We start from the raw sequence: 23,524 nt of genomic DNA, 5'->3' as shown, positions 1-23,524 counted from the left end.
CTTGTTCGGCGCTTCCATGGTAAGCAGGCGATTGAAAAGGCTGGCGGCTGTCTGCACAGGGGGGAAAGGTCGTTGCCCGCATTGTAAAGATCGCATATATGGGTGCGGAAGGATCGAAACACAACACGATACCGATCTATCGTTTCGACCTCGGAGTGGATGACGAAGGCGAAACCTTCCGCGCGGGCACCGAAATGAGATCGAGAAATTTGGACGAATCGCGAGATTCCCACCCGGCACGAAGGTCAGCGCGGTGTATGATCATTCCACAGGCGCGATCGCAATGTTGGACAAAGACGGCCGCGTCGTGGGGTATTTCTGATCCTCAGCGGGAGCGGACCCAGGCGGAGCGTATCATCCGATTAATGTGATGACCCGCTTTCTTTGCTATGATATTGATGATGGTTGTTTGTTTCATTCGAAGAAAGAGAATGGCATGAACACAAATCCCTTCGATTTTCAGGCAGGCCGGGAGGATTTTGAAAACCTCCCCGAGTTGACCGTTGAATTCGACCCGGACTATATTCTGTCTCTCGCGGCGAAACAACGCACGGAAAAGGCGAAGAAGAAACAGCGTTCCTGGCTGGCGGCGGTCGGCTCGTGGTTCGTCAGGGTGGGGCGCAGAATTCAATACCGGGCGTATCCCCACTTCGCCGGGAGGCGAATGGCGCCCAGACCGGTTAATATCCACCGTCATCGCCGCCGCAAGTGAATCCGACAGTTATTTGACTTGAAATCCGCTTTAAAAAACTGTACACTGTATCCATGCCATCCTTAGCGACCACGGGCGCGTTGAAACATCTCGAGGGCAAGGAGAAACTTCTCCTGCGCCTCGTGGATTTAAGCATCCAATTGAATTCCACGCTCGACCTGGATGAACTGCTTCAACTGATCACAGCCACCGCGACCGAGACGCTGAATTGCGAAGCCGCCTCCATCCTGCTTTACGATGAAAAAAATCCGCGCCTGTTCTTTGCCGCCGCCACCGGTTCCGACCCCGCAAAGCTCGCGGAGATTCCCGTCCCCATAGATAACAGCCTGGCGGGCACCATCTTCCGCACCAACCAGCCGCTCATCCTGAACAATGTGGAGCAGGATCCGCGCCATTATTCCCTTGTCTCCGAACATATCAAATTCAAGACCCGGTCCCTGCTCGGCGTGCCGATGCCGATCAAGGATCAAACCATGGGCGTTTTGGAGGCGGTCAATAAACGGGACGGTGGTTTCAAGGAAAGCGACGCCACAGTATTATCAGTTATTGCCGCGCATGCCGCGATCGCGATCAACAACGCCCGCCTCTTCCGCGCCCGCCAGCAGGCGCTGGAAAAGGTTCGCGTCACAAACGAGATCAAGAGTAATTTCCTTTCGCTCGCATCTCATGAACTCCGCACACCGTTGGGGATCATCATCGGCTATGCCAGTTTTCTTCAGGACAGTTCAAAGGGCGAATCCATGGATCACGCCGGGCAGGTGCTTGCCGCCGCAACCCAGATGCGCGCACTTCTCGATGAAATGAGCAACCTCACCCTCCTGCAATCGGATGAGATGGTTTTGAAAAAAATAAAAATTCCCTTGCAGGATGTTTTGAATTTTGCGCTGGATGAGATCAAATACTCCGCGGCTCGGCGGGACCTTTCGCTTGTACTGGCGTTTCGAGAGGAACCCATCCCCGTAAATGTGGACCCCGAAAAGACCACCCTTGCCATTGTGAATTTGCTGAACAACGCCATCCGCTTCTCGCCAGAAAAAAGCGAGGTCACGCTCGGCGCTGTGGAGCAGGGCAAAGAAGCCATGATCTGGGTGCAGGACCGCGGCATCGGCATCCCGGTGGATAAACTGCAAAAGGTGTTCGAAGAGTTCTATCAGATCGAGCCGCCGAACACGCGCCAATACGGCGGGCTGGGAATTGGGTTGACCATCGCAAAGGGAATCATCGAAGCGCAGGGCGGGACGATCTGGGCTGAGTCAGAGGGGAAGGGGAGAGGTTCGACCTTTAAAGTACTTCTGCCCCTCGCATAGACCCATTATTTGCCTTACCCCACTTTTTATTTGACATTCCCCAACCCCTCAGGTAGAATACCCTTCGCTTTGAAGATGGGCCTGTAGCGCAGTTGGGAGCGCGTCTCAATCGCACTGAGAAGGTCAGGGGTTCGAATCCCCTCAGGTCCACCTGTTCAGTAACTGCTTGCTGAACAATTAACAACTGATCACTGACATCCGGGCCCATAGCGCAGTTGGGAGCGCGTCTCAATGGCATTGAGAAGGCCGGGGGTTCGAATCCCCCTGGGTCCACAAAAATGTTGGGGCGGAGTTTCTCCGCCCGATAAAAGTCACGGCAGGAGTAGTAGGTCATTCCGTCAGCGAGAAGGGAGAGTGAGGTGAGAGCCCTTCAACGGCATCAAACGGAAATGCCGGAGGTCAAGACCGAACTCGCCTGTTTCTCGCAAGAGGACTTGGATGGTGAAGCGATGTAGTCATCCGCGGGTCAGCCCGTTATAGCAAAAGAGAGCGTTTGAAAGTTGGAAGGTCGAATGTTCAAGGTGAAAACCTGCAACTTGTGACCTTCAAACCTTCAACCGAATTCGGGTGGTACCGCGGAGCAATGCCTTCGTCCCTGATGTGGATGAAGGCATTTTTATTTTTTGACGATGGATTCCAGTAGAACTTTCGATTGGCAAAAGTTCACCGCCCGTCGTCCGATCCTTAAAGGAGGCACGCATGAACATCGAACGAAATTTCTGGAAGCAGGGTCCCTTACCCTTCGACGAGGCTCAGGACAGGCTTGCGGGTCTTCTTTGTGATTCCCTGATGATAAAGGGTGAACATCACCTGACACTGCAACCCCAACCATGCACTTATTAAATGAGGTAAGAATGGCAACCAGAAAAAAGAAAACAGTAAAAAAGACGATAAAAAAGATTGTCAAACCGAAGAAGACAAAGGTTGTTAAGAAGAGATCCGCCGTCGCGAATAAAGCGGTCAAGAACGTAAAGAAGACAGGTTCTCCGAAGGCAAAGAAAACTTCCGTTCCCAAGGCGATCATCCCTGCGCCGGGCGGAGCCATCATACCCGTGACTGAAAGGCCGAAAGCGATCATGCCTGTTGAGAAACCGGCAAAAGGGCAGAAACAGGTGAAGGATATTTCCTTCAACCCCGGCGTATATGAGCCGAACTGGCAGGCGAAATGGGAGGCGGACAAATTGTATCGCTCGGTAATGGATGAGAGCAAGCCCAAGCATTATGCGCTGACCATGCTGCCCTATCCCAGCGGCGACCTGCACATCGGTCACTGGTTTTCGATGACTCCACCCGACGCGCGCGCGCGCTTCAAGCGGATGCAGGGATATAACGTGCTGTTCCCAATGGGCTTCGATGCGTTCGGTCTGAATGCGGAAAACGCGGCGATCAAACATAACATCCACCCGAAGAAGTGGACGTACGCAAATATCGAACGGATGCGCAAACAAATGCGAACGATGGGCGCGATGTTCGATTGGGAACGCGAAGCGGTCTCGTCCGAGCCTGAGTATTACAGGTGGACCGAATGGTTCTTCATCCAGTTGTACAAACACGGCCTGGCATACCGAAAGAAAGCCACCGTGGATTGGTGCCCGAAGGACAATACGACCCTGGCGCGCGAACAGGTCAAAGGTGATGAACGGGTTTGTGAACGCTGCGGAACACCTGTGATTAAAAAGGAATTGGAGCAATGGTTCTTCAAAGCCACGAAATACGCCGATGAATTACTGCGCTTCGACGGCATCGACTGGCCCGAGTTCATCAAGGTCTCGCAGACGAACTGGATCGGCCGCAGTGAAGGCGCCTCGGTCATCTTCAAGACGGAGGCGGGCGACCCCATAGAGATCTTCACCACCCGGCCGGATACCCTGTGGGGCGCGACCTTCATGGTCATGTCGCCCGAGCACCCGCTGGTGGATAAGGTCACCACGCCGGAGAATCAACAAACCGTCAGCGAGTACAAGGCTCAAGCCGAGAAACAGACCGACATCCAGCGCGAGGCGAAGGATAAGGAGAAGACGGGAGTTTTCACCGGCGGTTATGCGATCAATCCCGTTAATGATGAGCGCATTCCGATCTGGGTTGCGGATTATGTGTTGATGTCATACGGCACGGGAGCGATCATGGCGGTCCCTGCGCACGATGAGCGTGACTTTAAATTTGCGCGCAAGTTTGGTCTGAAGGTGATCCCCGTGATTCAACCCGAAGGCGTCGAGTTGAACGGCGATACGATGGAAGCCGCGCACGAACACGAAGGCGTAATGATCAATTCGGGTCCGTTCAACGGAACGCGCGCGACGAACGACAAGGGCATGGCGAACCCCGCCATCAAAGCGGTGACCGAATGGCTGGAACAAAAAGGAATCGGCAAACGCGATGTGAATTATCGTTACCGCGACTGGCTGATCTCGCGCCAGCGATTTTGGGGCGCGCCGATTCCAATGGTGCATTGCGAAACGCACGGATGGAATCCCGTGCCCGACGATCAACTGCCCGTGCTGTTGCCCGAAGATATCGACGAGTGGAAACCTACGGGCGAATCGCCATTGAAGTTCCATCCGACATGGAAGGACACCACCTGTCCCGTGTGCGGTGAATATGCGGTGCGCGAAACGGATACGATGGATACGTTCATGTGCTCGTCGTGGTATCACATGCGCTACCTGAGCCCGCACAACGACCAGGCGCCGTTCGACGAGGCTGAATATAACTACTGGATGCCGGTTGACACATACACGGGTGGGAGCGAGCACGCCAACATGCACCTGTTATATTTCCGCTTCTTCCACAAGGCGTTGCGTGACTTGGGCATCACCGAAGGGAATGAGCCTGTGATGCAATTGCGAAACCAGGGCATGGTGCTGGCGGAGGACAACCGCAAAATGTCCAAGAGCCGCGGCAACGTGGTCGCGCCGGATGTGTTGGTTCAGCGCTATGGCGCAGACACGGTGCGCGCGTACTTGATGTTCTTCGCCCGCTGGCAGCAAGGCGCGCCGTGGGATTCGAACGGCATCGAGGGTATCGCGCGCTGGATGCGCCGCGTGTGGACCCTGTTCACGGACCCATATGGCGCGTCAGACTCAGCCGGGGCTGCCTCTGACCAGGCGAAAAAGAATCTACGCCGAAAGGTTCACCAGACCTTGAAACGTGTGACGCATGACTTCGAGAATTTTGAGTTCAACACGGTCATCTCATCGTTGATGGAACTGTCGAACGAAATGTACAAGGCGCGCGAGGCAGGTGCGGCCGGAACGCCGGAGTGGGAGGAGGCGAAGGAATATTATCTGAAAATGATGGCTCCGGTTGCGCCGCACATCACTGAAGAACTGTGGACGAATCATCTGGGCAAGCCGTATTCGATCCATCAGCAGAAGTGGCCTAATGTGGATGAGTCCGCCGCAAAGGAGGATACGATCGAGATCCCTGTCCAGGTCAATGGCAAGGTGCGGGACCGAATCACGGTCGCGTCTGATGCGGGCGAGGAGGAGATCAAGTCCGCAGCGCTGGCTTCAGAGGGAGTCCGGCGGTATCTGGAAGGGAAGGAGCCGCGGAAAGTCATCGTGGCGAAAGGCAGGCTGGTGAGCGTGGTCGTTTAACCAATCTTCAAAATGACTTAACCGCACAGTAGCATGACTCACCCCGAAATTAAGGTTTCGCGGGTGAGTTCGTTTTTAAGAACAAATGGGACGCTGATAAACGCTGAAAACGCGGATTTTTATACCTTTTCCGCGTAAATCTGCGCTCGTCCGCGTCCCAAATTAAATTCGGGGTTGATTATGTTTATTTCCAATGCTTATTTGAAAATTAGGCTTTTGCAGGAAGTCTTATTTTGGACGACAACGAGAGTCTTCGTTTTAAGCGCGCCTTTGGGTGGATGGTCCGCGAAATGCTAATTGGCATTGACCAGGATTTTTATTTTCCCGTCCCTTTTGCAGCATTGAGGAACCTCTATTGGCTTTATAATCCGACCGTGCCCTCTGTCCAACTCTTCATCACATGCCTGACCGATTCGTTCTTCCCGCAGACTGGTGAAGCCGTTGTCGAGATTCTGAACCGTCTCGGCGTGGACGTGGATTTCACACCCGAACAAACCTGCTGCGGTCAGCCGCAATTCAACGCCGGTCTGCGCAACGATGCGCGCATGATCGCGGAACATACCATCAAGGTCTTTGAAAAAACCCGCGACGAGATCGTCATCCCCTCCGGTTCCTGCGCACATCATTTCCGGCATAATCTCCTTGAGTTATTTGCCGATGATGCGGCATGGTATCCGCGCGCGGAGATGCTTGGCAGGCGCGTCTTTGAATTTACCGAATATCTGGTGGATAAACTCGGTATCACCGATGTTGGCGCGAAATGGGAGGGATTGCTCACGTATCATCCTTCCTGCCATACCCTGCGCGGACTCAACGTGGATAAACAGCCTAGGACCCTGCTTCAAAACGTCGAAGGCGCGACTCTCGTGGAACTGCCCAATGAGCATGAATGCTGCGGGTTCGGCGGGATCATGTCTGTGGAGCACCCGGAACTCTCGGCGGAATGGTTGAAGCGCAAAATATCCAATCTTGAAAAGACCCAGGCTCCCACGCTCGTCGTCACCGATGCGGGCTGCCTGATGCACATCCTGGGCGGCTTGAAACGGTTGAAGAAGGATCAAAAAGTGATCCATATTGCAGAAGTTTTGAATTCACGTTGACCGGGTGATCTCATGTTCGCAAAATCGGAAAAATACTACGACGTTCTCTATGAAGCCTTGGGCAAGGATTATGCCGCGGAGGCTGAAGCGGCGCATATAGTCATCCAGAAATACAAACGGACGATCAAAAATTCCTTGCTCGATGTCGCCTGCGGAACCGGCGCTCATGCCGAGGTTTTGAGGAAGTATTACAAATATGAAGGCTTGGATATCGACCCGGCGATGTCGAAGATCGCCCGCGCGAAATTTCCAAAATTGAAATTCCACCGCGGGAACATGGTCGATTTCGAGCTCGGCAAACGATTCGATGCCGTTGTCTGCCTTTTTAGTTCCATTGGTTATGTGAAGACCAGACCTGGAATGACGAAGGCAATCAAGACCATGGCAAGGCATCTCCTCCCCGGCGGAGTATTGCTTGTCGAGCCATGGTTTTCGCCGGTCGATTGGAAACAAGGCAGTGTCCGTTCATTGCATGCTGAAACCCCGGATTTCAAGGTCGCCCGGATCAGTTATTCCAGCAGGAAGGGAAATACCTCTCTCCTCGAATTCCATTACATGGTTGGCGATATAAAAGGCGTCAGGTACTTCATGGAAAATCACATCATGGGGTTGTTTACTCATGAGGAGTATATGGGGGCTTTCGAGTCCGCAGGCTTGAAAACTGTCTATAACAAGAAGGGGCTGAGCGGACGCGGTCTGTACATTGGGGTTAATAAATGAGTAACACATCTTTCCGCGCGCGCATCCGCGAATCGATTGAAAACGAAACCCTCCAAGTCGCGTTGGATAATAACTCCGAGCGTCGACTCAATGGTAAAGCCGCTGCCTTTGAGTCGATCCCCGATTGGCGCGAAAGGCGCCAGCGTGCGCATCGTGTCCGTGCTGACGCGATCGAACGCCTGCCGGAATACCTGGATCGATTCGTTGTCAACGCCCAAGCCAACGGCATCATCGTCCACACGGCAAAAGATGCAAATGAAGCAATCGATATTGTTTTGAAAATTACCAAATCAATTACCAATCAGCAATTGCCAGAAATTCTTGTCGCCAAATCCAAGAGCATGGTCAGCGAGGAGATCGGGCTGAACCACGCGCTTGAAAAAGAAGGCATTCGTGTCGTCGAAACCGATCTCGGCGAATATATCGTGCAGCTGCGTCATGAACGACCCAGTCACATTATCACACCGGCGGTGCATCTAAAAAAAGAGCAGGTCGCGCAGCTCTTCCACGAAAAGATCGGCATCCCATACAGCGAGGACATTCCCACTCTCACCGCCACCGCCCGGAAGGTCTTGCGTGAAGTTTTTCTCACTGCCGATATCGGTGTCAGCGGGGTCAACTTCGGAGTGGTTGAATCGGGCGGCATTTGTATCGTCACCAATGAGGGCAACGGACGAATGGTCACGACCCTTCCCAAGACTCATATCGCGTTGATGGGCATGGAACGCCTTGTTCCCAATCTCAACGATCTCGCGCTCATGCTTTCGCTCCTGCCGCGCTCGGCGACCGGGCAAAAGATCACCGTCTATACCCAATTGATTCACAAACCGCTTCCGGGTCAAACCCGTCACCTCATCATCCTCGATAACGGGCGAAACAAGGTTCGCAATTCGCCGCTAAAAGAATCGCTTTACTGCATTCGCTGCGGTGCATGTCTCAATGCCTGCCCGGTCTTCCGCGAGTTGAGCGGCCATGCCTACATTGGCAGGGATAAAACCATAGCGCCATATCCCGGTCCGATCGGTTCGGTCGTCTCACCGGGTTTGTTCGGCGAAAATTATTTCCATCTTGCCCAGGCCTCATCCCTTTGCGGCGCTTGCAAGGACGCCTGCCCCGTGGATATTGACCTGCCGAAATTGTTGACAAGAGTAAGGGCGGGCCAGGCTGATAACAAGAAAAAAGAAGGGGTCGGCTTGAACTGGTTGACAAAGATATCCTTGAAGATGTACGCCCGCCTCGCGACACAGCCGAAGCTGTTTGCCCTCTCGCAAAAGTTGGCTTCGGTCGGAACCCATCTGCTCTCCCCCCGTTCCGAATGGGTTCATCTGCCTGCGTTCACCGGTTGGGGGTTCAGCAAGGATTTGCCGCGCTTTGCGGACAAGACGTTTCGGGGGAGATATAGGAAAACGGAATTGGTGGATAGGGAGGTCAGGTCACAGATCAATATTGCCAAAGAATCTGTGATTGTCCAAGCCACCCAACCTCCGAATTTACTCGTTCAATTTACTACCGAACTTAACACCCTTTCCGGCAATGTGTACCAAACAAAGAATCCAACTCAATCGATCCTCGAATATCTAAAATCGAAAGGTGTCCAAAAATTCTATCTTCAACCAAACGTGTTGGACGAAACCCTTTTGCGCCGCTCAGGAATCGACTTTACTCCCAAGCCCGACCCGTCCCTCACTGTTGGCGTGACGAAGGCTTGGGCTGGGCTGGCAGATACCGGGTCCGTTTTGGCGGCGGACGAGGAATTGTATGGATCGCTCTTGCCCGAAATCCATATTGCAGTTCTGAGGTCGAGCGACATCGTCCCATCCCTGCTGGATGCGATTGAAATGACTAAAGGCAAAAACGCCGTCTTCATTACCGGACCATCGCGCACGGCGGACATCGAAATGACGCTCACCATCGGCGTGCATGGACCGAGGGAAATTCACGTCTTCGTTGACGATTCAAAATCGGGATGATACAATCTCGCCCGCTCTCGCCCCCATCGTCTAGTGGCCCAGGACGAAGCCCTCTCAAGGCTTAAACGGGGATTCGAATTCCCCTGGGGGCACACCACCGCTTCATTATTATTATGATGATGAGGCGGTTTTTTTATTTTCGTAAGCCCTGCTCATACCATCGAGGTACGCGAGGCTTAAACGGGGATTCGAATTCCCCTGGGGGCACACCACCGCTTCATTATTATGATGATGAGGCGGTTTTTTTATTTCCGTAAGCCCTGCTCATACCATCGAGGTACGTGAGGCTCAGCCGGGGATTCGAATTCCCCTGTGGCACATCTGAAACCGTTTCGTTAAAGACGTTTTTTTGTAATATATCCATTTAATGTGATTCTGAGCGAAGCGAAGAATCGCCACGCTGGTTTTGCCGTGTATCTTGTTTAGTCCCCAACCTCTTACTTCGACCATCTGGCAAACACAGCCTGCGACAATAATCGGTTTGCGCTTTTCTCGCGTGTGACCAATTCGCCACTGTCGAGCGTGCCTTTGTATTTATTCATCATCTCGCCCAGGGCTTGCGCAATATGAATCGCCGATGCGCGGACGGCATAAACAGTGACGATCACAAAGAGCGGATGATCACTCAGACATTTACGGATTTCATTCAAAAGATTCGGCAGGGATCTATAAACTTCCCACACTTCGCCCTTCGGTCCCCGCCCGAACTTGGGTGGGTCGAGGATGACGCCATCGTATTTGACCCCGCGTTTGGCTTCGCGTTGGACGTATTTCAACGCGTCTTCCACGATCCAGCGGATGGGCCTGTTGCTCAGCCCGGAGAGTTCCTGATTTTCGCGCGCCCACGACACGGACTTTTTCGACGCATCCACATGAGTCACGGAAGCCCCTGCGGCAGCGGCGGCGAGGGTGGCAAGACCGGTGTAGCCGAACAGGTTGAGTATGTTAGGGTGTGAACCAGCTTTCTGGATTGATTCAGCCATAAAGTCCCAGTGAGGCGCGACTTCGGGGAAAACGCCGAGGTGACGACCGGGAGTCGTCACCACGTTGAATCTTAAATCCCTCACCCCTTGCTCCTCTCCCATCAGGAGAGGGGCTGGGGTGAGGGGATAACTCATGACCCATTGCTCTTCCACTTTCTTCCTTAACTTCCAATGACCACCGCTTTCCTCTCCGGTGGGAATGAAGACCCCGTCAGCATTCTCCCACTCAGACTGGGGCAGGGCGCGGCTCCACATGGCCTGGGATTCGGGACGTGCAAAGGTGTATTTGCCGAAACGTTCGAGTTTAAGACCGTCTCCGGAGTCGATTAGTTCATAGTCTTTCCAGCGAGCGGCTTCTAAAAAAGTGAAAGATTGCACAGTATCCTTTTTTGCAAGGTTAATGGTCACTTAAACTACTTGATTTTTACCCTCCAAAGGGTATAATGTGGTAGAAAGTGGTAGAAAATGGTAAGAGCGCCGGGTTTCCCGGCGTTCACATCATTAAAAGGAATAGTAGCACAAATGTTCTTAGGCCAGTTCCAGCACAATCTCGATGATAAGGGTCGCCTGATGATCCCGGCGCGCTTTCGTGAGTTGCTGGAATGCGGCGCCTTTATCACGCAGGGTTTCGACAAATGCCTGATGGTGATGACCGAGGCATATTTCAAACAGGTCTATGAGCGCATCGAAGCCATGAACCTTGCCGACCCGACCGCCCGTATGCTGCGACGCTTGATCCTCGCCAACGCCTATCCCATCGACGTAGACAAAATTGGGCGCATCCTTGTCCCGCAGAACTTACGCACTTTCCTTGGCATTGCCAACGGCGAGTTGGTGGTGGCGGGGCAGGGCGAGTACTTCGAAGTGTGGACTCCCGCAGCCTGGGGCGAGCAGATGGCTCTGCTTCAAGATGTGGAAGCCAACAACGCACGCTTCTCTACGCTCGATCTTTCTAAAACGAACTCCGCGTCTTCATAACGGTTGTTATGACTGCGCACAAACCTGTACTTTACCAAGAGATTATACACGCTCTGCAACCCCGCAACAGCGGGCGGTATGTGGATGGCACCCTGGGCGCGGGCGGGCACGCTCGCGGCATCCTGGAGGCTTGCGCGCCGGATGGGCAACTGCTCGGTCTCGATGTGGACCCGCAGGCGCTGGCGATCTCTCGTGAGACCTTGGCTCCTTACGAAGGTCGCTTTCACCTCGTGCAAGCCTCCCATATCACTCTCAGTGAACAGCTCGCTTCATTGAGTTGGGATGCCATCGACGGCATTGTACTCGACCTGGGCGCGTCGTCCATGCAGTTCGATAACTCCGAGCGAGGTTTTTCCTTCATGCAGGATGGTCCGCTAGACATGCGCTTCGGTATCAATGCCGTGATGAGCGCCGCGGACATCGTCAACACATTCGACGAACGCGAACTTGCCGACATCATCTTCAAGTATGGCGAAGATCGGGATGCCCGCAAGATCGCGCGAGCCATCGTCCAAGCCCGACCGCTTCACACGACGGGTGAGCTGGTCGCCACCATTGAAAAGGCATCTCCCCGACGCGGCGACAAGACTCACCCCGCCACGCAGACGTTTCAAGCCCTGCGCATCGCCGTCAACGACGAATTGGCGGCAGTGGAGAAAACGCTTCCGCAAGCTGTGACGGTTCTCAAGTCCGGAGGGCGATGCGCAGTGATCTCCTTCCACTCGTTGGAAGACCGCATCGTCAAAGAGTATTTTCGAGAGCAGAGCAAAGATCTCATCAATCCGCCTTATGAAAGAATTTATGAAGTGGAACGTAAGGCTGTAGTAAAGCTAGTGAATAAGAAGCCGATCCTGCCGGGCGAGGAAGAGCTACGAGAAAACCCTCGCGCGCGCAGTGCAAAACTTAGAGTTGTCGAGAAGCTGTAGGAACGGACTTCATGTCCGCCATTTGAGAGAAGTACTGTGAACATCCCGAACCATCTCCCGAACGTCACCCATCTGATCCATGCATATCGGGTCGCGCCCTGGCGCGTCCAGCGTCAGTGGATCGGCAACGCCTTGCTGTTGGTTGTGGTTTTCGCGATGGTGGCGGCTTTGTATCTTAATGTAACCTCCCGCACGGCGATTGCCGGGCGCGAGATACAGGATCTGACCGACGCCATTGCCATAAGCCGGCAGGTAAGCAGTGACATGCAGACTCAACTTGCGGGTTTAACCTCCGCCGCTTCGATGGAGGCGCGCGCGAGGGAGATGGGTTACCGTCCGGTCGAGCCTGATGAATTGGAATACCTCGTGGTGCCCGGTTACGTTGCTCCCAAGGCGGTCGATCTTTCTTCGTCGGCGGAGACGCAGTTGAACGTTCTGACCATTCCGCCTGAATACAACCAGTCGTTGTTGGACTGGATGGATGAACGTCTTGTTTCTGCGCGGAGATTCCAATGAGACAGCAATATGGCAGGCGAAGCCAGGTGTTGGCGGGCGCACTCGCGCTCTTCGCGCTTGCCATCATCGTGCAGATGACACGCATTCAGAACAGCCCCGAGGCGGATATCTTTCGTCAACAGTCTGAAGCCTACGCCTACGAATACCGCACCTTCTATCCGAACCGGGGTGAGATCTACGACCGCAAGGGACGGCTACTCGCCGGCGAGCAGATCGTTTATGAGATCGGTTTGGACCTGAATATCATGACCGATCCGCACGCCATCTCTTTTGCCGTTGCGGATACCCTCGGCATGGATTACGACAGTCTGATGGATGTCATCCAGAATCCTCCAGAGGGACTTTCCTACATCATCCTCGCTGATTATGTGGATGCGCAACAGGCACTTTATCTTCAGGAATTAAAGAAAGCATTGAACGAGGAGGCTCCCGAAGGTTCGGTGGGTGGATTGACCGGACTCCAGTTCAAATCGCATCCCCAGCGCAGTTATCCGGAAAACGCCCTCGCTTCGAACGTCCTCGGATTTGTCAGCCGTGAAGGCGTGGGTTATTTTGGCGTGGAGGAAAAGTACGACTCTTTGCTTGCGGGGAACCCGGTTACGGTGCTTGTGCCGACAGACCCGAACAAAGCCTTTGAAATTCCGCGCGCGCCGGACGGGACTACATTGATCCTGACTATCGATCGCGACCTGCAAGCCGCCGCAGAGGATATTCTGGATTCATCGTTAGGGGAATATGGCGCACAGGATGGGCTCATTGCCATTATGAATCCTCGCAGCGGCGAGATTTACGCGCTTGCCGTCTCGCACCGCATGAACCTGAACAAGTTCTGGAATTACGGCGCGATCTATCCCAACTCCACCTACTTCAACCCGGCCATATCCATGTCGTATGAACCGGGCTCGGTCTTTAAAGTTCTCACCATGGCAGCCGCTTTGGATAGCGGAACGGTCACACCGGAAACCACTTATCTGGATACCGGTTCGATCCTGGTGGGCGGCGTTACCGTCCAGAACTGGGACCGCAATCCATGGGGCGTGCAAAACATGATCGGTTGTTTGCAGCATTCCCTTAATGTTTGCATGGTAACTCTTTCCACGCAAATGGGAACCGGGACTTTTTACGATTACATGGATGCATTTGGCATGGGTCATCTCACCGGCGTGGATATGGCTTGGGAAGCGCCGGGCAGGCTCAAGGTCCCGGGAGATGCGGATTGGTATCCCGTCGATCTTGGCACAAATGCCTTCGGTCAGGGCGTTGCGGTCACACCAATTCAAATGATGGCGGCTGTCTCCGCAGTTGCGAACAACGGACGCATGGTCATCCCGCATGTATTATATGCAATGGTGCGCGATGGACGGCAGCATGAGGTCCCCGAACAATTCGGGGCGACTCCCATCTCCGAACAGACGGCGGCGACCTTGAACGAGATGCTTGCCATCTCGCTCGAGCAGGAATCGTCGCTCGCGCTTGTCCCCGGTTATCGCGTGGCGGGCAAGACCGGCACCGCGCAAATCCCCGTCAACGGCATTTATGATGGAAGTCAGACGAACGCCTCTTTCATCGGTTGGGGACCGGTGGACGATCCGCAGTTTATGATCTACGTTTGGCTCGAACGCCCGACCACATCGCCCTGGAGTTCTGAAACCGCCGCGCCTGTTTTTTCTGAAATGGCCCAACGCGCTGTCATCCTATTGGATATTCCGCCTGACTCGATTCGTCATCAACTTGCCTCAAGATAATATGTTGACCCTTGCAGATGTCCTCGAAGCCCTGACCTCGGTTCGCCCGCCGAACGCATCCGCCGTGATCACGGAAGGCGCCATCGATTCGCGACAGGCGATTCCCGGGTCCCTTTTTGTGGCGATTCCTGGCGAGAACGCAGATGGACATGATTTCCTCCCAGATGCATTTCGCAGGGGGGCATCTTTTGCTTTAATTCAACGGGACGCGGACGCTTCCTATCGGACCCTCGACCTGCGAGGCGGTTTGGTGGTTGATCCTGCACTGACATTTGAACCGCCCCTCCTTCTCCGCGTGGATAACACACTTTCAGCTTTGCAGCAGATCGCTCGTTTCTGGCGCCGCAGATTGCCGGATTTGCGCGTGGTTGGAATCACCGGCAGTGTCGGCAAATCCACGACGAAAGAGATGGTGGCGGAAGTGTTGAGCGTCCGTTACCGGACCTTGAAAAGCCCCGGCAACCTGAACAATGAGATCGGACTGCCGCTCACTTTATTGCGGCTTGGCTCAGGGTACGAACGAGCCGTGCTCGAAATGGGATTCTACGTCCCGGGTGAGATTCAATTTCTGTGCGACATTGCCCAGCCCCAGATCGGTGTTGTCTCGAATGTGGGAACTGTCCATGCCGAGCGCGCCGGTTCGCAGGAAGCCATCTTTCGCGGGAAGAGTGAATTACCCGCTGCGCTGCCGCCGGATGGGGTCGCCATCCTCAACTTCGACGATCCCTGGGTTCGCAAAATGGAAGAGAAGACCAAGGCGCGAGTCTTCTTCTACGGGCTTTCTCCCGAAGCGCATCTATGGGCGGATCAGATTGAAGGCTTGGGACTGGACGGAATCCGTTTCCGGCTGCATTACAAGAAAGAAACCCTGCACATGCGCATCCCGATGATCGGACGCCACTCGATCCATACCGCCTTGCGCGCCTCTGCGGTTGGTTTGAATGATGGTTTATCCTGGCAGGAGATTTTGGAGGGTCTCTCACAAGGACATGCCGAGTTGCGCCTGGTTGCAGCGCGCAGCAATAACGGCGCGTTGATCCTCGACGATACCTATAATGCCGCGCCTGAATCGATGCTGGCGGCGTTGAACCTGCTCGACGAACTCGACGGCCGCAAGATCGCCGTGCTCGGCGACATGCTCGAACTTGGTCCTTACGAGCGCCAGGGACATGAAATGGTAGGTATGCGTGCCGCGCAGGTCGCAAAGATTCTCATTACGCTTGGCACTCGCGGACATATGATCGCAGATGCCGCGCGCCGCGCAGGGATGAAACCGGCTTCGATCCTGGAATACGAGGAGATCGCTCCCGTTGTGGATTGGCTGACAAAAAACCTGTCTGCGAACGATGCGGTTCTTATCAAAGGTTCGCATGGCTTGCGCATGGATCGCATCACAGCCGCGCTGGAGGTGCGCTCGTGAGAGACATCGCCCTCTCCCTCAGCATGGCGGGGCTGGCTTTCATCATGACGGCCATTTGGGGAACGCCGTTGCTGCGCATCCTGCGGCATTTCAAGATCGGGAAGATCATCCGCGTGGAGGAGCCGGATGCGCATCGCGTCAAGATGGGCACGCCAACCATGGGCGGCGTGATGTTCATCCTGCCGGTTTTGTTATTGAGCGGCTTACTGAATGCTGTGGCATTGATCGGCGTGACCACAAGCGGGATCGGGCGCTCCGTCCTTTTGCCGATGGCGGTCATGGTCGGGTTCGCCATCCTTGGCGCGGTGGATGATTGGGAAGGCATTCACGGAAAACGCAAAGGTGACGGGATGCGCGCCCGCACCAAGTTCATATTCCAGGTGGCCCTTGCGCTGGCAACGGCTTACGCTTTGAAATACGTCATCGATGCGCCCGACCTGTACCTACCTGGTTACTTCTTCGAGATCGAGATCGGCTGGATTTACGTGCCAATCGCCGCCTTTATCATCGTCGCTGAATCGAACGCCGTTAATTTCACGGACGGCCTCGACGGTCTCGCGGGTCTGATCGCTGCCACCGCCATTGCCGCATTTGGCGGCATTGCCCTGATGCAGGAACAGACCTTTCTCGCGCGCTTTTGTTTCATCCTTGTTGGCGCTTTGTTCGGGTATCTGTGGTTCAATGTGCATCCCGCGCAATTGATCATGGGTGACACCGGCTCGATGGCGCTCGGCTCGGTGTTGGCGGTCATCGCGTTGATGACGGGTCAGTGGCCCATGCTGTTGATCATCGGTATTATTCCTCTCGCTGAGATGCTCAGCGTCGTGATCCAGATTCTTTATTTCCGCTGGACGGGCGGAAAACGTTTCTTCAAGATGGCGCCGCTCCATTTGCATTTCGAATTGCTCGGTTGGAGCGAGACTCAGGTCGTCCAGCGATTCTGGCTCATCGGTTTGATGGCCGGGCTGATTGGAATAGGATTATCGCAGGTGTAGTTGTGTGAACAATGATAAGTGAAACGTGATTTGCACATCACGCTTCATTTCCTTACTTTTTACGAATCATGAAAAATTGGACAAACACCCACGTTCTCATCCTCGGTGCCGCAAGACAGGGAATCGCCCTTGCGCGCTGGCTATCCCGTCACGGCGCAATCGTGACCTTGAATGATTCGCGCCCCGAGGCGGAACTTGCCCCGGCGAAGCAATCGCTTGCAGATATGAACGTGAAGCTCGTCGCTGGCGGTCATCCGCTTGAATTGCTTGATAGTTGCGATGTGTTGTGTCCCTCCGGCGGCGTGCCGTTGACATTGCCAATCGTCGAAGAAGCCGTCAAACGCGGCATCCCGCTCTCGAACGATTCGCAGATCTTCATGGAGGTCGTTCCGTGCAGGACGATTGGCATTACAGGTTCGGCGGGCAAGACAACGACGACGACTCTTGTTGGCAACATGGCTAGTCTTTCGATCGCAAATCGCTCTTACACAGGCGGCAACATCGGCGACCCGCTCATCAACTACGTGGACGATATGACAACCGACGACATCGCTGTCATGGAATTATCCTCGTTCCAACTCGAGCAGATGAATATATCCCCGAACATCGCGGCGATTCTGAATATCACGCCGAATCATTTGGACCGACATGGAACAATGGAAGCCTATACAACCGCCAAGGCGCGGATTTTGGAATTCCAGAGTGAAAAGGACACTGCCGTACTTGGCCGCGATGACATCGGCGCGTGGGGCTTGAAGAATAAAGTTAAAGGGAACTTGCTGGCGTTCTCCCTTCACGACCTGGATGAAGGCTTGAACGGCGCTTATTTGCACGATGGCTTGCTCAGCCTGCGGGACGGATTTGCCTACGTTCCGCTATTGATGCGCGAAAGAGTTCAACTGCACGGCGACCATAATGTGGCGAACGTGCTCGCGGCTTTTGCCGTCGGTCATGCGGCGGATTTCAAACTGGATGACATGCTTGAAGCCGTGGAGGAATTCCGCGGCGTGCCGCACCGGTTGGAATTGGTCCGCGAATTACGCGGTGTGCGCTGGTACAACGATTCGATCGCAACAGCGCCCGAACGGAGCATGGCGGCGATCCATTCATTCACTGAACCGATCGTGTTGATGCTTGGCGGGCGAGATAAGAATCTTCCCTGGGGAGACCTGGCGAAATTGGTCCATGAACGCGTGGATCATGTGGTGGTTTTTGGTGAGGCGGGGGAGATGATTCAGAAAACAATAACAGGCTTCAGCGGAGTCGGAGCCGTGGACATCCGCCGGGCGAAGACGCTCGAGGAGGCAGTTTCGGCCGCGGCGGAAATTGCATCCAGAGGCGATGTCGTTCTCTTATCGCCGGGCGGCACGAGCTTCGATGAGTTCAAGGATTTTTCAGAGAGAGGAGAGGCGTTTCGGAAATGGGTATCGGAACTGTCGTAAAGGAAACACCCACGCAGGCTGCCACGCGCACGATACGCGGGTTCGACATGCCCCTGCTTGTGATCGTGGTGGCGTTGATCGTGTTTGGTCTGGTTATGTTGTATTCCGCATCGTGGGATTTCTCTCGTGCGGCGAACGACGGCGACGCCATGTATATGTTCAACCGCCAGGTCATGTGGCTCGGACTGGGACTCCTCGGCGCAACGATCCTTGCGTTTATCGATTATCACCGCTGGCGGCAATTGATCGTGCCCGCCATGGCGCTCACCATTCTTTTGTTGGTCGCAGTGTTGGTGATGAGCGAAGCACGGTTCAACGCCAACCGTGCCATCCTGAACGGCTCGATCCAGCCTTCGGAATTGGCAAAGTTGGTTTCGATTCTATATCTTGGCGTATGGTTGTACGCCAAACGAGACATGCTCAAAGACGTAACCTTCGGCCTGATACCGCTCGGCGTAATTCTCGGATTCGTGGGCGGCTTGATCTACTTGCAGCCGGATCTGAGCGCCGCCGCCACCGTGCTCATGCTCGGCGGCTTGCTCTTCTTCCTTGCAGGCGGCGATATGAAACAGATCGGCGGCTTGCTGGTTGTTGCTGGGCTTGTCGCTTATATGGTCGTATCGGTCAGCCTCACCGGGCAGCAGCGTGTGCAGGATTTCGTCACCGGAATCAAGGATCCCTTGCAGGCTTCATATCATGTGCGCCGTTCGTTCGAAGCCATCGTCAACGGCGGCTGGTTCGGTGTTGGCATCGGCAAGTCGCTTTCCAAAGTGACCGGCTTGCCGGTACCTCCGACCGACAGCATCTATGCGGTCGTTGTGGAAGAACTTGGCTGGGTCGGCGGTGTCGGTTTGATCTGTCTCTTCGGCGCCTTGATCTGGCGTGGATTGGTCATCGCCCGTCGCGCGCCCGACATGCTCGGCACGCTCATCGCTTCGGGTCTGGTCATCTGGATCGGGTTGGAGGCTCTGATCAACATGGCAGTGATGGTTGGGCTTTTGCCTTTCGCGGGAAACGCCCTTCCCTTTGTGAGCGCGGGCGGCTCGAACCTAGTCACCACGCTTGCGGCGCTTGGAATTTTGTTCAATATTTCCCGCCAGGGAAGCACTTCGAATGTATCGGATGATTGGAGGTCGTACGGTGCGGTTGCTAATCTGCGCTGGTGGAACGGGCGGGGGAGTGTATCCCGCGCTGGCCGTTTACGAAGCGCTAAGAAGTGAACATGCCAGCGTCGAAACCTTGTGGGTCGGCGGTGAAGGCGGCATGGAAGAGGACCTAGTGAAACGCGCAGGCATCCCTTATCGCGCCATCCCGGCCGCAGGCGTTCACGGCGTTGGTCTGCGCGCATTGCCGGGTAACATCGGCAAACTGACGCGCGGAATCATGCAATCGCGCGGAATCTTAAAGGTGTTCAAACCAAACGTCTTGTTCTTTACCGGTGGTTATATCGCCGCGCCGATGGCTGTCGCCGGACGCGATTATCCGATCGTGCTGTACGTACCTGATATCGAACCGGGACTCGCGCTTAAATTCCTCGGTTATTTTTCGGATGTCGTTGCTGTGACCGCACCGGACTCAAGAAAATTTTTCCCCAGCCCCGAGCGGTTGGTCCACACCGGGTATCCGCTTCGCCCCGGACTTTCGAACTGGTCCCGCGAAAAAGCCTTGTCTCACTTCGGCTTGGATTCACAGATTCCCACACTGCTAGTGACCGGCGGAAGCAAAGGCGCGCGCTCGATCAACATGGCAATCTTGAATCACATTAATGGATTACTTGGCATGGCGCAAATCGTTCACATCACCGGCGCGCTGGATTACCAAACATTGAAAGACGCGGCGGAAAAACTTCCCTCCGAAAAAAAAGCCCGTTATCACGTCATATCCTATTTGCATGACATGGGCGCGGCGCTCTCCGCAGCAGACCTTGTCCTTTCGCGGGCAGGCGCGTCCACCCTCGGCGAATATCCATATTTTGGACTGCCCGCCGTGCTCGTTCCATATCCATACGCCTGGCGATACCAGAAAGTGAATGCGGATTATCTTGCCGAACGCAACGCCGCGGTGATTTTGCAGGATGAATTGTTGAATGATAATCTTTTGCCTGTCATCAAAGACCTTTTGCATAACGAACACAAACGAATTGCCATGCGGACGGCGATGAAAAATCTTTCCATGCCGCGCGCGGCAGAGGCAATAGCCAGCCAGTTGGTGAAACTGGCAGGAGAAGAAATCTCATGATGAGCGTTATCTATCTTTTTTGGATGTATGTATTTCTCTTTGGCGTGATAGGCGCCATGCGCGGATGGGCGAAGGAGTTGATGGTCATCTTCAGCGTGGTCACCTCGCTGGCGGTCAACCTCCTGCTGGAGAAATATATCCCGCTGGTGCGCGACCTCGACAAGACCACCACCTCTGTGTTCTGGATCCGGGTCATCATCTTGATCGCGCTGGTGTACTTCGGCTACCAGACCGTGAACATCTCGCGCTTTGCGGGTAAGGCTTTGCGCGAACACCTTCAGGATTCACTCTTCGGGGCGGTGTTGGGCGGCGTAAATGGGTACCTGGTCGCGGGCTCGATCCTTTATTACAACCACATGGCGAACTATCCCTACCCCAAAGTCATCAGCCGCGCCACCGACCCGGCGATTGCAGACGCCATCGAAAGGATGATGGCAGTCATGCCACCGCGTTTCCTCGGCGAACCATCGATCTACTTTGCCGTCATCGTCATCCTCATCTTCATCATCGTGGTATATATCTAATGACTTGCTCCAGGCGGCTTAGGCAGAGATAACCATGACACGCGTTCATTTCATCGGCATTGGAGGTTCAGGGCTTTCTGCCATCGCGCGCCTGCTCACGGAGAGCGGGTACGAGGTGACCGGTTCGGATCAGGCGCTCTCTCCGTTTGCCGCTGATTTACAGAACATTGGCGTGCAGATCTATGTCGGTCATCACCCGCGCAATGTTTCCGGAGCGGAAGTGGTGATTCGTTCTTCGGCCATCAAGGATGACAATCCCGAAGTCGAGGCGGCGAAGCGGGCGGGCATCCCCGTTTACAAGCGCGCCGATTTTCTCGGCCAATTGATGGAGAAGAAGACGGGCATCGCCATCGCTGGAACCCATGGCAAGACCACGACCACCGCCATGGTCGCCTGGATCTTGATCGCGCTCGACCGCGACCCGTCTTTCATTGCAGGCGGGACGCTGAACAACCTGCAAGCCAACGCCCGCGCAGGAAAAGGCGAGACATTTGTCATCGAAGCCGACGAATACGACCACATGTTCCTGGGATTAAAACCGCAGATCGAGGTGGTCACGAATCTGGAACACGATCACCCGGATTGTTTCCCGACCTTCAATGACATGTATGCCGCCTTCGAAAGTTTTGTGAATCTCCTTCCGCCTGACGGTACCTTGATCGCCTGCGCGGAAGATGAAGGCGCCGTCATGCTGATCAACCACGCCCGGCGCAGCGGATTGACCGTGGTCTCCTATTCTGTGCAGGGCGAAATGACCATCAACAGCCCGCAATGGGTGCAGGCGCGCACCATGAAGAAGAACGAGCGCGGCGGTTTCGACTTTTCTGTCATGACCAACATGGGCAGTATGACGAACGCGTTCAATGTCTCGTTGCAGGTGCCGGGCGAACATAACGTCCGCAATGCGCTTGCCGCGCTTTCTGTTGCAGCAGTCATGGGACTTCCGATGCAAAAAGCGGCTGAAGCATTGGGTCACTTTACTGGAACCGGACGCCGCTTTGAAATTCGCGGCGAGCCAAAAGGCATTCTCCTGGTCGATGATTATGCCCATCATCCCACCGAAATTCGCGCAACGCTGGCTGCGGCAAGGGCGCGTTATCCGAAGCGGAGGATTTGGGCAGTGTGGCAGCCGCACACGTTCTCGAGGACGCAGACCTTGCTATACGATTTCTCCCGGGCATTTAGCGAAGCCGATGAAGTTCTCGTGACGGAAATCTACGCTTCACGCGAACCGGAACAGGATTTCTCCTCCGCTGAAGTGGTTGGGGCAATGCCTCATGCCTCTGCCAGGTACAGCGGCTCGCTTGCAGAGACGAGTAAATATTTGTTGGAACATTTGAGATTCAATGATGTGGTCATTGTCCTTTCCGCCGGGGACGCAGACCAGATCACCGCAGATCTGTTGAAGGATTTGTAGTCAGGATGTTCATGGTTAACGCCGCCCCTTCCGTTGAGATCTTGCGAGAGAAATTTGGCGATGCTGTGCAGGAGCATGTCGCCCTTGCGCCGTATACGTCTGCGCGCATCGGCGGACCGGCGGATGCGATGCTGACGGTCAGATCGGCGGATGAACTTGCAGACGCGATGCAACGGATATGGGAACACGATCTCCCGTATTACATACTTGGCGGCGGGTCGAATGTGCTCGTCAGCGATAAAGGCTTTCGTGGAGTCGTGGTTTTGAACAGGGCGAAGGGAATCCGCTTTGAGATGGGCGACCAGCCTCAAGTCTGGTGCGAGGCGGGAGTCGTGATCGGCAATCTCGCCAAGCGCTGCGCATCCAAAGGCTTGGGCGGACTGGAATGGTCGGCAACGGTCCCCGGCACAGTCGGTGGCGCGGTGTATGGAAACGCGGGAGCGTTCGGCGGCGATATGACTCATAACCTAATGTGGGCTGAACTGCTGACGAAAAAAGGGCGGGAACGATTCGCTCTCGAACAAATGGGATACGGCTACCGCACCAGTATTTTAAAACGTGGTGAATTGAAAGCCGTTGTTTTGAGCGCGATGTTGAAATTAAAAAATTCATCGAAAGAGGAAGTGTCTGTTAAAATCGAACAATTCAGCGAACGCCGAAAAGCCACGCAACCGCCTGGCGCAAGCATGGGTTCGATGTTCAAGAATCCGCAGGGCGACCATGCGGGACGTTTGATTGAAGCCGCGGGTTTGAAGGGGACGCGCATCGGCAACGCTGAGATCAGCACGCTGCACGGAAATTTCTTTATAAACCACGGCAGGACCAGAGCCGAAGATATTCGCGCTTTGATTCTCCTGGCTCAAAGAACGGTGAAGGAAAGATTCAACGTGGATTTGGAATTGGAAATCGAGTTGGTAGGCGAGTGGAACGAGTGA

20 protein-coding genes and 3 tRNA genes are annotated in these 23,524 nt (G+C 54.7%); 22 read left to right on the top strand and 1 reads right to left on the bottom strand.

Going from position 1 to position 23,524, the window contains the following annotated elements; translation table 11 throughout:
• Positions 1–436 precede the first annotated feature (436 nt).
• From HS100_03315 to HS100_03270, 10 genes are all read left to right on the top strand, one after another.
• Positions 437–712 carry a hypothetical protein gene (locus tag HS100_03315; GenBank protein ID MBE7432918.1) on the top strand — a complete coding sequence of 92 codons (276 nt, stop codon included), beginning with the start codon at positions 437–439 and terminating at the stop codon, positions 710–712.
• A 53-nt stretch (positions 713–765) separates the two neighbouring features.
• Positions 766–2,019 (top strand): GAF domain-containing sensor histidine kinase, encoded by a 1,254-nt coding sequence (locus HS100_03310; protein ID MBE7432917.1) that lies wholly within the window; start codon positions 766–768, stop codon positions 2,017–2,019.
• Positions 2,020–2,096: 77 nt separating this feature from the next.
• Positions 2,097–2,169: transfer RNA gene (locus HS100_03305), tRNA-Ala, on the top strand.
• Between the two features lie 50 nt (positions 2,170–2,219).
• Positions 2,220–2,292 (top strand) — tRNA-Ala (locus HS100_03300).
• A 426-nt stretch (positions 2,293–2,718) separates the two neighbouring features.
• On the top strand, positions 2,719–2,862 hold the full coding sequence (locus HS100_03295) for a hypothetical protein (GenBank protein ID MBE7432916.1): 144 nt from the start codon (positions 2,719–2,721) through the stop codon (positions 2,860–2,862).
• A 233-nt stretch (positions 2,863–3,095) separates the two neighbouring features.
• On the top strand, positions 3,096–5,615 hold the full coding sequence (locus HS100_03290) for a leucine--tRNA ligase (protein ID MBE7432915.1): 2,520 nt from the start codon (positions 3,096–3,098) through the stop codon (positions 5,613–5,615).
• Between the two features lie 290 nt (positions 5,616–5,905).
• A complete protein-coding gene (locus HS100_03285) occupies positions 5,906–6,715 on the top strand; it encodes a (Fe-S)-binding protein (protein ID MBE7432914.1) in 810 nt (269 codons plus the stop codon).
• A gap of 12 nt (positions 6,716–6,727) precedes the next feature.
• Positions 6,728–7,435 (top strand): class I SAM-dependent methyltransferase, encoded by a 708-nt coding sequence (locus HS100_03280; protein MBE7432913.1) that lies wholly within the window; start codon positions 6,728–6,730, stop codon positions 7,433–7,435.
• Positions 7,432–9,405, top strand: a complete 1,974-nt coding sequence (locus HS100_03275; protein ID MBE7432912.1) for an LUD domain-containing protein — start codon at positions 7,432–7,434, stop codon at positions 9,403–9,405. The genes HS100_03280 and HS100_03275 overlap by 4 nt, the downstream gene beginning before the upstream one ends.
• A gap of 19 nt (positions 9,406–9,424) precedes the next feature.
• A tRNA-Glu gene (locus HS100_03270) sits at positions 9,425–9,497 on the top strand.
• A 345-nt stretch (positions 9,498–9,842) separates the two neighbouring features.
• Here the strand turns inward: HS100_03270 and HS100_03265 are convergent.
• A complete protein-coding gene (locus HS100_03265) occupies positions 9,843–10,796 on the bottom strand; it encodes a class I SAM-dependent methyltransferase (GenBank protein MBE7432911.1) in 954 nt (317 codons plus the stop codon).
• A gap of 114 nt (positions 10,797–10,910) precedes the next feature.
• On the opposite strand from HS100_03265, the gene mraZ reads away from it, so the two are divergent.
• The 12 genes from mraZ (at position 10,911) to murB (ending at position 23,524) form a co-directional block, all read left to right on the top strand.
• Positions 10,911–11,366: a division/cell wall cluster transcriptional repressor MraZ gene (mraZ, locus tag HS100_03260; protein ID MBE7432910.1), complete on the top strand. Its 456-nt coding sequence runs from the start codon at positions 10,911–10,913 to the stop codon at positions 11,364–11,366.
• An 8-nt stretch (positions 11,367–11,374) separates the two neighbouring features.
• Positions 11,375–12,292 carry a 16S rRNA (cytosine(1402)-N(4))-methyltransferase RsmH gene (gene rsmH, locus HS100_03255; GenBank protein ID MBE7432909.1) on the top strand — a complete coding sequence of 306 codons (918 nt, stop codon included), beginning with the start codon at positions 11,375–11,377 and terminating at the stop codon, positions 12,290–12,292.
• Between the two features lie 36 nt (positions 12,293–12,328).
• Complete coding sequence (locus HS100_03250) at positions 12,329–12,808, top strand: hypothetical protein (protein ID MBE7432908.1); 480 nt, start codon at positions 12,329–12,331, stop codon at positions 12,806–12,808.
• Positions 12,805–14,553: a penicillin-binding protein 2 gene (locus tag HS100_03245; GenBank protein MBE7432907.1), complete on the top strand. Its 1,749-nt coding sequence runs from the start codon at positions 12,805–12,807 to the stop codon at positions 14,551–14,553. Before HS100_03250 ends, HS100_03245 begins: the two co-directional genes overlap by 4 nt.
• Before the next feature lies 1 nt (position 14,554).
• A complete protein-coding gene (gene murF, locus HS100_03240) occupies positions 14,555–15,973 on the top strand; it encodes a UDP-N-acetylmuramoyl-tripeptide--D-alanyl-D-alanine ligase (GenBank protein ID MBE7432906.1) in 1,419 nt (472 codons plus the stop codon).
• Positions 15,970–16,968: a phospho-N-acetylmuramoyl-pentapeptide-transferase gene (locus tag HS100_03235; protein MBE7432905.1), complete on the top strand. Its 999-nt coding sequence runs from the start codon at positions 15,970–15,972 to the stop codon at positions 16,966–16,968. Before murF ends, HS100_03235 begins: the two co-directional genes overlap by 4 nt.
• Before the next feature lie 68 nt (positions 16,969–17,036).
• Complete coding sequence (gene murD / locus HS100_03230) at positions 17,037–18,410, top strand: UDP-N-acetylmuramoyl-L-alanine--D-glutamate ligase (protein ID MBE7432904.1); 1,374 nt, start codon at positions 17,037–17,039, stop codon at positions 18,408–18,410.
• Positions 18,389–19,630 (top strand): cell division protein FtsW, encoded by a 1,242-nt coding sequence (locus HS100_03225; GenBank protein ID MBE7432903.1) that lies wholly within the window; start codon positions 18,389–18,391, stop codon positions 19,628–19,630. Before murD ends, HS100_03225 begins: the two co-directional genes overlap by 22 nt.
• Positions 19,551–20,648, top strand: coding sequence for a UDP-N-acetylglucosamine--N-acetylmuramyl-(pentapeptide) pyrophosphoryl-undecaprenol N-acetylglucosamine transferase (locus tag HS100_03220; protein MBE7432902.1), 1,098 nt, complete (start codon positions 19,551–19,553; stop codon positions 20,646–20,648). The genes HS100_03225 and HS100_03220 overlap by 80 nt, the downstream gene beginning before the upstream one ends.
• Positions 20,645–21,172: a CvpA family protein gene (locus tag HS100_03215; protein ID MBE7432901.1), complete on the top strand. Its 528-nt coding sequence runs from the start codon at positions 20,645–20,647 to the stop codon at positions 21,170–21,172. The genes HS100_03220 and HS100_03215 overlap by 4 nt, the downstream gene beginning before the upstream one ends.
• Positions 21,173–21,206: 34 nt before the next feature.
• Positions 21,207–22,589, top strand: coding sequence for a UDP-N-acetylmuramate--L-alanine ligase (gene murC / locus HS100_03210; protein ID MBE7432900.1), 1,383 nt, complete (start codon positions 21,207–21,209; stop codon positions 22,587–22,589).
• Positions 22,590–22,600: 11 nt separating this feature from the next.
• Entirely contained in the window at positions 22,601–23,524 is a 924-nt protein-coding gene (gene murB, locus HS100_03205; GenBank protein ID MBE7432899.1) for a UDP-N-acetylmuramate dehydrogenase, read from the top strand.

It is taken from the genome of Anaerolineales bacterium, from assembly GCA_015075725.1.
GTDB lineage: Bacteria > Chloroflexota > Anaerolineae > Anaerolineales > Villigracilaceae > Villigracilis.
The sequence above is the reverse complement of the archived record's forward strand: the minus strand, read 5'-3'. Positions and strand labels throughout refer to the sequence as shown.